General features: G+C 63.3%; 9 protein-coding genes and 2 pseudogenes. 4 read left to right on the forward strand and 7 right to left on the reverse strand.

Annotation, left to right across the window (positions count from 1 at the left end; genetic code table 11):
- Nucleotides 1–436: 436 nt before the first annotated feature.
- The gene (locus tag QN347_RS17285) at nucleotides 437–1,075 is read right to left on the reverse strand and encodes an AAA family ATPase (RefSeq protein ID WP_322159973.1); all 639 of its coding nucleotides are present in this window, start codon (nucleotides 1,073–1,075) and stop codon (nucleotides 437–439) included.
- Complete coding sequence (locus QN347_RS17290; RefSeq protein WP_322159971.1) at nucleotides 1,072–1,257, reverse strand: hypothetical protein; 186 nt, start codon at nucleotides 1,255–1,257, stop codon at nucleotides 1,072–1,074. The genes QN347_RS17285 and QN347_RS17290 overlap by 4 nt, the downstream gene beginning before the upstream one ends.
- 18 nt (nucleotides 1,258–1,275) lie before the next feature.
- On the opposite strand from QN347_RS17290, the gene QN347_RS21000 reads away from it, so the two are divergent.
- Nucleotides 1,276–1,389 (forward strand): twin-arginine translocation signal domain-containing protein, encoded by a 114-nt coding sequence (locus tag QN347_RS21000; protein ID WP_416194506.1) that lies wholly within the window; start codon nucleotides 1,276–1,278, stop codon nucleotides 1,387–1,389.
- A 131-nt stretch (nucleotides 1,390–1,520) separates the two neighbouring features.
- Here QN347_RS21000 and QN347_RS17295 read toward each other — a convergent pair.
- A pseudogene (locus tag QN347_RS17295) lies at nucleotides 1,521–2,738 on the reverse strand (Mu transposase C-terminal domain-containing protein); the annotation flags it as partial.
- A gap of 148 nt (nucleotides 2,739–2,886) precedes the next feature.
- Between QN347_RS17295 and QN347_RS17300 the strand changes: the two are divergent.
- Nucleotides 2,887–3,483 (forward strand): recombinase family protein, encoded by a 597-nt coding sequence (locus tag QN347_RS17300; RefSeq protein ID WP_322159967.1) that lies wholly within the window; start codon nucleotides 2,887–2,889, stop codon nucleotides 3,481–3,483.
- 58 nt (nucleotides 3,484–3,541) lie between these two features.
- On the opposite strand, the gene QN347_RS17305 is transcribed toward QN347_RS17300, so the two are convergent.
- The 3 genes from QN347_RS17305 to QN347_RS17315 are packed head-to-tail and all read right to left on the reverse strand — an operon-like array spanning nucleotide 3,542 to nucleotide 7,891.
- A complete protein-coding gene (locus tag QN347_RS17305) occupies nucleotides 3,542–4,441 on the reverse strand; it encodes a glycerophosphodiester phosphodiesterase family protein (protein WP_322159965.1) in 900 nt (299 codons plus the stop codon).
- A 7-nt stretch (nucleotides 4,442–4,448) separates the two neighbouring features.
- Nucleotides 4,449–5,375 carry a glycerophosphodiester phosphodiesterase family protein gene (locus tag QN347_RS17310; RefSeq protein ID WP_322164101.1) on the reverse strand — a complete coding sequence of 309 codons (927 nt, stop codon included), beginning with the start codon at nucleotides 5,373–5,375 and terminating at the stop codon, nucleotides 4,449–4,451.
- The gene (locus tag QN347_RS17315; protein ID WP_322159963.1) at nucleotides 5,375–7,891 is read right to left on the reverse strand and encodes a TonB-dependent siderophore receptor; all 2,517 of its coding nucleotides are present in this window, start codon (nucleotides 7,889–7,891) and stop codon (nucleotides 5,375–5,377) included. The genes QN347_RS17310 and QN347_RS17315 overlap by 1 nt, the downstream gene beginning before the upstream one ends.
- A 133-nt stretch (nucleotides 7,892–8,024) precedes the next feature.
- Between QN347_RS17315 and QN347_RS17320 the strand changes: the two genes are divergently transcribed.
- On the forward strand, nucleotides 8,025–9,182 hold the full coding sequence (locus tag QN347_RS17320) for an ROK family protein (protein ID WP_323494225.1): 1,158 nt from the start codon (nucleotides 8,025–8,027) through the stop codon (nucleotides 9,180–9,182).
- On the opposite strand, the gene QN347_RS17325 is transcribed toward QN347_RS17320, so the two are convergent.
- Nucleotides 9,151–10,290, reverse strand: a complete 1,140-nt coding sequence (locus tag QN347_RS17325) for a hypothetical protein (RefSeq protein WP_416194458.1) — start codon at nucleotides 10,288–10,290, stop codon at nucleotides 9,151–9,153. The genes QN347_RS17320 and QN347_RS17325 overlap by 32 nt on opposite strands.
- A gap of 288 nt (nucleotides 10,291–10,578) precedes the next feature.
- Between QN347_RS17325 and QN347_RS17330 the strand changes: the two are divergent.
- Nucleotides 10,579–10,815: pseudogene (locus tag QN347_RS17330) on the forward strand (recombinase family protein); the annotation flags it as partial.
- Nucleotides 10,816–10,940 lie beyond the last annotated feature (125 nt).

Below are 10,940 nucleotides of genomic sequence, written 5' to 3' on the forward strand. Positions count from 1 at the left end.
TCATCGATCCTGCAGATTACAGAATCATGGCTTGAGCGAGCGACGATTTCGCGGGTCGTCAAGCAGACGGAGTATAGATGGAGGCGGGGCCGGTCTAACCTGAATTAAATTATGCGGGATCCATGGCTTCGAGGATTCAGCGAACAGCGTTCGCGCTGGTCGTCAGGTAAAGGCAAACTGCCAAGGCCTCGGTGGGTCAAAACCGGTCGAGGCTGTTGAAAAACTCCCGTCGCTTCAGATAATTGCGCCTTTCTGTAATTCTCTGGCGACCATACGCCGCTCTACGGGATATTCGTGCGCCTATCGCTTCCCGAATGCACGATTGTGATGCGCCGCACAGGCGAACCGAGTTTTTCAACAGTCTCGGTCGGTTTTGACACCGGCACCCTATCCCAGCTTGTAGATGTCAGAGCTAATTGGCACAGTTTTGTCAGCGCTAAGTGACACCGATCACAAGGGTGCTGCGCGCCGCTTGCACCACGTCGTCGGTGATCGCGTTCAGGCCGTTGATCCGCAAGATGCGCTCGATCTGGACAAACAGGCGGTGGAGCAAACGGAAGTTGCCGCCTGTAATCCGCACGATGGTTGCGACGGCCTGCCCGTCCGTGAAATCCGCATCGTCCATCGCCAGCCCGAGGTCGCGCCAACGTCGCGTTAGAACGAAGGTCAGTTCCTCATCCTGCAACGGCCTGTAATGGTGAGCGAAGCCGACACGGCTGAAAAGCTGTGGGTATCGTTCCATCCGCTTTTCGATGCCGGGCATTCCGATCAAAAGAAGGCCGTTGCCCTGCCGATCAAACAGGTCACGCAGATATTCCAGCCCCGTGTTGGACAGGCGGTCGGCCTCATCAACGATCACCAATTCGACATGATGTTTACGAGGCGACATGATGATTTGATCTTTGGGGCGGATATGCTCATCGACGCAGGCATCGACTCTCCCGATGAGCCGGAGGAGGTCCTGACGAAGCTCGCGAAGTGTACTGCCGACTGTCGGCGTATAAAAAACGGTACGCGCGCGATTAAGATCTGCGTAGATCTTGAGATCGGACGGCTGCCGCGCGCCCCAGGTCATAAGCAGATCAACTGCGCCGTCCCAACGGGCGTAGCGGCGCGCGGACAGGGTTTGCCGACGCCGGCCGTGCCGTGACACAAGCCCATGTAGCGGTGCTTGCGCACGGCGTTGGCAAACTCGGTGAAACGGCGATGTTCCTGCGTCGAGATGAAGCTGGTGGCGCGGGCGCTGCCGTCTGCCATCACTCGCCCTCGTAATAGGTGCGGAGACGTGGCTTGCTCCGTACCGCCTCGGCGGGCGTGGCAGGTGCGGGTTTCGGCGTTGGAATCTGTTTCGTGCCGGAACCGGGCGGGCGCAGGATCGCAGGAAGATAATCCGCAACGCGGGCCTTCCGCTCTTCGATCTCGCTTCGCACGCGACGGCGATAGGCAAGGCGCGCGGATTGAACGTCCTTGAGCGTGATGTTCAGGCCGGCATGGTCGGGGCTGACGGCCCGGCAGAGAAAGGCGTTGCGATGGAATACCCGAACCTCACCTACGTCGCGAGGATCGTAGCGGACCGTAACCGGCTCGCCGACATAGGCGGCAAGCGTAGGGTTGAAGTATCGCAGGCCTTCAAAACGGATGCCGTCGCGGTGGACGATGCGAGGTTTGGCGACCATGACCAGCAGCGAGTCCAGTTCCTCCAGTGTTTCCGGCATCCGCGACAACCAGCCATCGCCGCGCCATGCATCCACGGGCGGTACGCCGATCGCGCGGTGCGGGCGGACGTTATAGGTCGCCACGATATAAGCGCCGATTGCGGCGTCCAGTGCGGGGAGCGTCAGGCGAGGAGGCGAAACCGGTTTGCCGTTACGAAGATTGCCCGGCAGTTCTGCCAGTAGTTCCGTGTTGATGGTGCGGAACAGCCGCTCGATTTTGCCGCGTCCCTGTGGGCGCGCAACGGCGGAGTAGATCAGCCGGATGCGAAGATCGGCCGCAGCCTGTTCGAGGTGGAGGCTGGTGAAGTCCGACCCGTGATCGACGTACGGCACGTCGGGAATGCCACAAACCGGCCATGCCGGATCGGCCTTGCGCCAGACGGCCTGCCGCAGCGCGAGCGAAGTGTTGAGCGCGGACGGCGCACCGACAAAAACCATATAGCCTGCGATCACGCGCGAGTGATCGTCCAGCACCGTCGTCAACCACGGCCGCACTTGGCGACCGTCTGCATCGAGGATCAGGATATCTAGCTGGGTATGATCGGCTTGCCAGATCGCATTGGGGCGTTCGGCGCGGTGTCGATGTACCAGTTCGAACTTGTCGCGGAAGGCGGCAGCACCTTCATGTGCCAAGGTAAGCATCGCCGGATCGATCCGGCGCACGATATCCCGCACGCTGCCATAAGACGGCATTTGCCATTCCCGTTCGCCGACAATGCCCGCGAGACGACGATGGATGGTTACGATCGATGGCGGCGGTTTAAGCAGCGCCATGCCCTCGATCAGTTCGACCAGTTCTCTCGGGAAGGTACGCTTGCCGGCTTCCGGTCGGATCGGACGCGCCAACCCGGCCGGACCATCGGCACGGTAGCGGGTGAGCCAGCGGTGCGCGGTACGGGTCGATATGCCGGCATCGATCGCAGCCTCACCCAGCGGCACCGCATCAAAGAGGTGCCGGCGAAGCAAGGCCATCCGCTTGGGGACTTCCGCACTACCCGACTCTGGCTTTCGATGATCGACCATCGTGATCCACCCCGTCCGAAAGAGGATCGTTCAGCGGACGGTCGCCGGCTGACCTATCGAGGCACGGTAAACCGCCAAAAGCCGAGTCTCACATAGATGGTACTATATCTTTTGCGTTGAGGGACCCCTTTACGTTACACAATCGACCATGACGCACACGCTGATCGGTTACGCCCGCTGCTCCACTGACAAACAGGACCTGGCCGCCCAGCATGACGCGCTGGTCAAGCTCGGCGTCGCCGCCGATCGCATCTACACCGACAAGGGCTTCACCGGAACAAACCGAACGCGACCCGGCCTGGATCAGGCGCTTGCGGCGGTACGGAGCGGTGACACGCTGGTAGTGCCAAAACTCGATCGGCTAGCGCGATCGGTGCCGGATGCGAGGGCGATCGGCCACGACCTCGCCGTGCGGGGCGTCAAGCTACAGCTTGGAGCAAGTGTCAATGATCCGTCCGACCCGATGGGCAAGCTGTTCTTCAACATCCTCGCGACATTCGCCGAGTTCGAGGCCGACCTGATACGGATGCGGACCCGCGAAGGCATGGCGGTCGCACGCTCAAAGGGGAAGCTGCGTGGCAAGAGGCCCAAGCTGTCGGATCGTCAGCAGAAGGAGTTGCGTCGCATGTATGACACCGACGATTATTCGATCAGCGATCTCGCCGAGGTGTTCTCGATATCTCGGCCGACCGTCTACCGGACGCTCGGACGCCAACTCGCCACATCTGCGACAAAGGCGGCATGATCCGAGCCCGAAAAATCCCACTGGACCTTCCCAATCGGGAAGCCGGATTGGCGAACGCCTATTTTGCCGAGAGGTCGCGATAGGCAAGCAGGGCCTCAGGCTGGTTCGTCATAATCATGCCGGCGCCGGCCCGTATTTGCGCGCCCCACACGGCATCAGGGTCGCGCAGCGCCCGGGCATCGTCCAAACCGGCATTATCCGCCGGGAACATCGTTGCCGTCCAGAGACGAAGGCCCGTGCGCGCATGCGCTCGGGCTGCGTCGTTCAGCCAGGTGGGATCGCTCCATTTGATATGGGCCCAGCCGGGCGGCGTGGAGGCGCAGCGAGCTGCGGCGGGAGCCAGCGGACCGTCTTTTCCGAACATGATCGGAAAGGTCGTTACCCGGTTTCGGAATGGCGCGATCGCGTCCGCGATTGTCCGGTCGACGCATTCGTAGAAGAAGATCGCCTGGTCAGCCATGCCGGCTCGTTCGATGTGACGGAACGTGTCGCGCTGGCTGCCGTCCTTGACGTCGAACACAATCATCATGCGCCCTTTTGCCGCTGCGAGATAGGCGTCGAGCGTCGGGATCGAGTGGTCGGTCAGCGTCGCATCCGGGCCGCCATGTCCTGTGCGCAATCTTAGCCGTGACAGTTCGACCCAATCGTGATCGGCGACCGCGCCACGACCGTTCGTCGTTCGGTCGAGCGTCTCGTCATGGATGATGACCGCCACGCCGTCGCGCGTGTGGCGCACGTCGAGTTCGATCGCGTCGACCCCCGCGCGGACGCAGGCATCCAACCCGGCCACCGAATTCTCCGGCGCTTGATGCCAGCAGCCGCGATGCGCGACGACAATAAGACGCTTGGACTGCGGGTCGGCGAGCACTTGGCGGGTCGTGGCGAGCCGCTGCTGCGAAGCCGGGACGGGTGCGGCGACGGAGAGCAGCAGGGATACGAGGAGGGCAGCAGATGACATGGCAACCTCAGCGGTGAAGAAAGCGCAGCAGCGCCTCGGGTTCGTCGGTCTGGATGACGGAGACGCCAGCACGTTTCAGCCGGCCCCATACGGCATCGGGATCACGCAGCGCGTCGACGTCGCCCCCCCAGCCGCGGACGAAGCCCTCCCACAGCGTATTCACCCAAAGCCGCGTGCGGTGTGCGAGTGCAATGCCCGACAGTACCGGCAGCGTCGCGTCGGTCATGCGCGGCAGCTCCAGCGCCACCGGAGGCCGCCTGCTCGTCTGTCTCGTCGCGAGAGCAGGCAGGTCGCTGCCGTCGCCCGCAGGGGAAAGAATCGGCATGAACGGCACCCGGTCGAACGGCGCAACGCCCGTCAGTATCGGGCTTCCGATGCCGACGGGTTCCTTGACGATCACCCCGTCCGCCTGTCCCGCCTGGTCGACCGCGGCAATCACGTCGGGATGCAGGCCCGCCTGAATGTCGAGGTTCAGGATGATGCGCCCATGCGCGCGCGCAAGCGCCTCTTTGAGCGTGGGGACGTGGGCATCAGTAAGCGGCGCGTCCGGTCCCCCCTCGTCGCGCCGCAACCGCAGCGCCCGGATGTTCGCCAGCGTCAGGTCGGCGACCTTGCCGTGGCCGTCAGTGGTCCGGTCGACGTTTTCGTCGTGCATCAGCACCAGATAGCCGTCTAGGGTGCGACGCACGTCCACTTCCGCCACGTCGACGCCGAGCGCGACGCATCGATCGATTCCCGGCAGCGAGTTCTCCGGCAGCGGCTCGCGCCAGTCATGACGCGGCGCCGGTGCGTGGCAGGCGCGGTGTGCGACCACCAACGTGCTGCCGGCGGGCGCAAACTGTGCTCGCACGCTGCCCGCGCCCGCCACCTGCGCGGCAGCGGGGCCCGCGGCAAGCGTCGCCGCGAGCAGGAGTACGAACGACTTAGGCCACATCACCAGCGCTTCGTCAGCGACAGCGTGAATGTCCGCCCGAAGATGGAACGCCCGACCGTCGCATCGGCGACGGTGCCGAAGGCGATACCCGCAGCGCGCGCGTTGCCCTCGGTCAGCCCGACGACGTTGGCGACGTTATCGACGACGCCGCGCAGCTCGAAGTCGTTCGTCGTCACCAGCGACGCGCCCAAGTCGAAGCTGGTATAGGCGGGGAGGCGGCTTAGGTTGGAAAAATCCTGGTACCGGCGACCGATCGTGAAGACATTGGCGAACACGCGTGCCTTCATCCCACCGGCATCGAAGCTGTAGGCGGGGGTGACGGTGAACTGGTAGCGCGGGATGCGAGGGATATCGCCGCCCTGCGAGCTTTGCGCGTCAAGGCCGGTCAGTGTCTGGACGGTGACGATCTTCGGATTCTGGATCATACCGGTCGCGACGATCTCGACGCCCTGAACCGGGTTCACGTCGGCTTCCAGCTCGACCCCGTAGGTGCGCGAATTGAAGATGATGTTGGCGTTGGTGATGAGCCCGTTTGCGTCCGCTACCTGCGTGCCGCCGTTGAGCTTGTCGAATTTGGACCAGAAGCCCGTCGCGGTCAGCCGCAGGCCGGGGAACTGGTATTTGATACCGCCTTCCGCCTGCTGGACCGTCGCCACGGGAAGCGGAGCGGTGCTGCCCGGCAGCGTCGCGCCGCCCAGGATCGTATCGAAACGCGGGTAGCTGAACGTGTGGGTATAGCGGCCGAAGATATTGGCATCGGGCGAGAAGATATAGCCCGTGCCGACCGTGTAGCTCGTACCCTTCAAGTCTTCTGAATGCGGCACGTAGCGCACGACGCCGTTGACGGCGCGTGCCGGGATCGGGCCGGTGGCGCTCGCGGCGACCGCGCCGAGAATACCCTGTACGCCGTCCTGGCTACGCGACACGCGGCGCACGCCGGCGTCGACCGACCAGGCGGGCGTAACTTGCCAGGTGTCGGCGAAGTAGAAGGCGGTCGAATGGCCGTTCAGACTGCCGTTCTGGCTGCCGCCGCCATAGCTGATGAACCCGTTCTCGGTGACGTTGCCAACCACCTGCCCGCCGGAATTGAGCGCCTGAATGTCGAGCGCGATCGGCTGCGTCTTGATGTTGGTGAGGATGGCGTTGAGCAGTTGCTGCTGCTCGTAATGGTAGTTGCTGTAATAAAATCCGGCGGTCAGCGCATTACGACCGATCGGCGTCTCCAGCGTCTTGTTGAGGTGAATGTCGTTGGCGTCGTAGCGCAGACTTGTGCGCACCGCTCCCCAGGTGTTGGCCATAATCAGATTGGCGGTGGTCGCCGGATCATACACGGTGTTGGTGCCAGCGACGACGTAGCGCAGCGACGTGACGCTGTTGCCGAACGCGGACATCGCATTGCCGAGCCGGCTGGCGAGATAGGCGCTCGCGCCGACCGGCGAGCCGTTGAAGATGCCGTTGAACTGCGTCGATCCGCCGGTGTGGCGATAGGTGTCGGTAATCTGAAAGCCGCTGCCCAGATCATAGTCACCGCCGGCCGTCGCGGTGAACACGTTGGGATGGATGCCGTCCTGAAGATCACGCCGGACCGTGATCGGGTTGCCGTTGGCATCCAGCGTGCGCAGCGTAACGTTGCGGAACGCGGCGGAGGTCAGCGTGCCGCTGCGCGGATCGATCAGAGATTCGAGAGAGGCGCCGGTCAACGGGTTCACCAGCGGCACGGCAGTGTAGAACACATTCTGATCATTGAGATATTTGACGTCGGCCCACAGCTTGCCGCGATCAAGGCGGTACGTGGCACCAAGCTTGATCTGGCCGCCAAGGTCGGCGTTGCTGAAGCCCGTGTTCCGCAAACCGTCGTCGCGGCGGTAGAAGCCGCTGACTGTCGCCATCAACCGGTCGGTGATCGGGCCGGATACATAGGCATCGCCGCGCACGCGACTGCCCGTGCCGGTTTCGATCCGCACCGCGCCCTCATTGTTCGGCGTGCCGTGGCCGGTGATGAAGTTGACGACGCCGCCCGAGGCGTTGTTCGAGAAGATCGGCGCGGTGCCGCCACGCACGACCTCTGCGCGCTTCGTGTCGAGATCAACACGGTACAGCTCGTCGATGTTCAGGTATCGTTCGGTATTACTCTCGTAGAGCGGCATCCCATCCTGATTGAGATCGATCAGCCGCCAGCCGCTCCATGGTAGGCCGCGGATGACGACGTTCTCACCACCGCCCTCACCACCGGAGGCTTCGACGGTGATGCCCGGCGTCGCCTGCAACAGGTCGGCGACGCTGTGCGGCGCCGTCTGATCAATGCGCGCGCGATCGATCGTCGACACTGAATAAGGCGCATCGAACTTGCGCTGGCGCGTCGAAGTGCCGGTGACGACGATGTCGGTTGCGGTCTGTGCATCGCCTGCCACTTCAGGTGTGCCGGCCTCTGCTGGCGCTGGTAGAGTCTGGGCGGCGGCGGCCAAGGGCAGGAAAGAGGCAGCTGCGAGCAGGTAGGCGATATGACGAGCAGGCATGATATTCCCCATTGGTGCGGCCCCGCATCGATCAGCGACGCCGGGAGTGATCCTCCATCGGTGATTGCGGCCAGCTATGCCGTCATTCATACTACCGAATAGTATTCGCCTATTATCCTAATGTGACGAGAGAATGACACGCGACACCAGTATGGTCCCGCTCGGCCGGATCGATCAGCCCGGATGGTTCAGGCCGATCGGCGCGGGCGGCCGGGCGTTGCTCGACACGCTCCTGAAGGAAGGCGGTGCGACCCAGGCGTCGCTGCCGGGCAGGCTCGACCTTTCGCAGCCGAGTATCGCCCGTCTGGTAAACGGCTTCGTCGCGGAGGGTATCGTCACGTCTACGTCACGCGCGCCAACCGGGCGTGGCAATCCCAGCGTTTTGCTGCATCTGTCGGCAGACTTTGCCTATGGCATCGGCGCTAGTCTGGTCGGTGACGCCCTGTCAATGGCGTTGGTCGATCTTGCCGGGGCCGTTCGCGGCACCCGGCGCGTGGCGCTGGAAGATCGCAGTCGGGCCGCCATCGTTGCGCACATTCGCTGCGAACGCGACGATCTGGTCGCTGCGGCCGGGATCGATTCCACCCGGCTTGTTGGCGCAGGGGTCGGGTTCGGCGGGTTTTTGGTCGATGGTCCGCTTCGCTTCAATCCGCCGGCGGTACTGGCCGACTGGGTCGATGCGGATGTGCCCGCGATCATGGGCGATGCGTTCGGGCTACCCGTGCTATGCGATAATGACGCAACGACGGCGGCGATCGCCGAAAGCCTGCTCGGCGTCGGCCGCACCTCCCCGACCTTCGCCTTTTGCCATCTGACCAACGGTTTTGGCGGTGGCTTGATCGTCGATGGCCGGCCGATGCGCGGCGCGCTGGGCAATGCCGGCGATTTCGGCGGCGTGTGGTGGTTACTCGATCAGGGCTATCCCAATCTCGAGCGACTCCGTGTCCATCTGGCAAAGGGCGGCGACCCGTTCGCTTCGGTCGAGGCAATGCTCGAGGGAATTACGCGCGGAATGCCGGGGATCGAAGGCTGGCTGGCCGAGGCCGAGCGGCCGTTCGCTTCACTTGCCTTTTTGCTCGGTCATATGGTCTCCCCGGAGACGGTCGTGATCGGCGGCCGTCTGCCCGGCTGGCTCGCCGAGCGGCTGGCGGCGCGGATCACCTTGCCGGCGAGCCCGCCGCGCAACGATCAGCCGTTCCGCCTGCCCAAAATCGTGGCGCGGCAGGTAGATGGGGACGCCGCAGCCATCGGCGCGGCGCTCATGCCGTTGCAGGCGCTGTTCTTTGCCTGACGACCAGCGGCATGATCGCCAATGCTCCAACGCAGACCACCAGCGTGGCACTGAAGGCAGCGCGGGGGTCGGCGGCCTCATACCCCTCGATCAGCGGCGCAAGCATCAGCGAACCTAGTGCCATCGACAGATGGGTGGTCAGGATCACCGCACCCGCGACCAGCCCGTCGCGCCTGGGGCCGCTATGGGCGTCCGCCATCGCGATACGGGCGGCACCAGCCCAGAGATTGGCGCCGATCATGCTGAGCGCGGCACCATGCACGGCGGCCGCAACGATAGAGACATACGAAGTCGCGCCGACCAGTAAGATCCCGCTGATGGCCGCCGAGGCGATTGTCATGACCCAGACCAGGCGCTCGTTCCGGCCGGCGCTTATGCGACGCTGTACGACAGGGCCCGCGACTGCGCCGCAATAGAAGACGGCAAGCAACCAGCTTCCTATGTCCTGAACCGATGCATCTGTCGCCGGCGTGAAAATCAGCAGGCGGTTGACGGTCGGCAAGAGCGCTGCGGAGATCGCAAAAGCACATAGCAGCCGTGGCAAACCATTCGGCAGCGAACTCGCTCGCAGGCGTTCGACGGGATTCATGACGACGGGTGGAAACCTCACTCCGAAGAGGCCGACCGAACTGAGAACCAGGCTCCCCCCGATCATGCTCAAAGCGACCATCGCCCATGACGGCGAGCCAATCCGGAGCAGCAGCAGATGAAGAAGGATGGCAGCGATGCGGCTGCATCCACTCAGCGTTACGCGGAGGCGTGCATATCCGTTGGCATCCTCATCGTCGATCGCGAGCAACGATCCAAGCGCGCTTTGCGGAACGTCCTGCATCGCGAAAGCCAGTCTAAAAAGTACCGCAGTAGCGACGACGGCAGTCGGTTCGCGCAGCAGGAATTGCGCTGCGAGCGTGACCGCCGTCATCACGGCGCCAAGCAGTTGCAGCCGCAGGTAGGAGGAGGCAACGGTCCGCACGGAGGCCAGTCCGTATCCGACGACGATGTTCGCCAGTGCTCCGATCAGCAACAGAACCATCATCAACGCCGATGTGGCGGCCCCTGATAGGCCGACCACCGTGTGAAGATGCCAGGCCAGCAGCAGGTCCGTCATTGCCCATCCGAACGATCGAGCCAGATGAGCTGCCCCGAACCGCACTCGATTGACGTTGATGATCAAAAGCCATGGCACACCCATATTGAAGCGCGCTTTATGCTTTGTTCGTGAAGCCATCATGACGCTGCTTCAGTGTCTTTACCCATTGCTCGATTTTTGGTGAGAAGGACGCGCCCCGCGCAGGGTGACATTCACCGCTGACAGACAGTGCCAATCAGCGCTGATATCTACACCCAGCTTTTCCAAGGGTTTGCAGGTGTCAGAATCCCGTGCCAGAATGAAGGCATGGAAATTGGCTATGCTCGCGTGTCGCGAGGCGACTCCCAGGACATAGACCCACAGCTTCGCGCGCTCCGCGATGCCGGGTGTGATCCCATCTACCAGGAAGAGGCTTCGGGCGGCCGGGCTGACCGTCCCGAGCTAGCGCGCGCGATCGGCGCGTTGAAGGCCGGCGATGTGTTCGTGGTATGGAAGCTCGATCGGCTATCGCGTTCGCTTCGCGACCTGCTGTTCACCCTTGAGGGGCTTTGTTGCAAAACTGACGTTGGCGATTCACGTAGGGAATCGAGCGGGATAGATGGGCGTGATGCCCAAACCTGCCGCACCTGTGTATCGCACGACGAACTGGCCTGAGTATAATGCGGCGC

The organism is Sphingomonas sp. 10B4, from assembly GCF_035019905.1.
Taxonomy (GTDB): domain Bacteria; phylum Pseudomonadota; class Alphaproteobacteria; order Sphingomonadales; family Sphingomonadaceae; genus Sphingomonas; species Sphingomonas glacialis.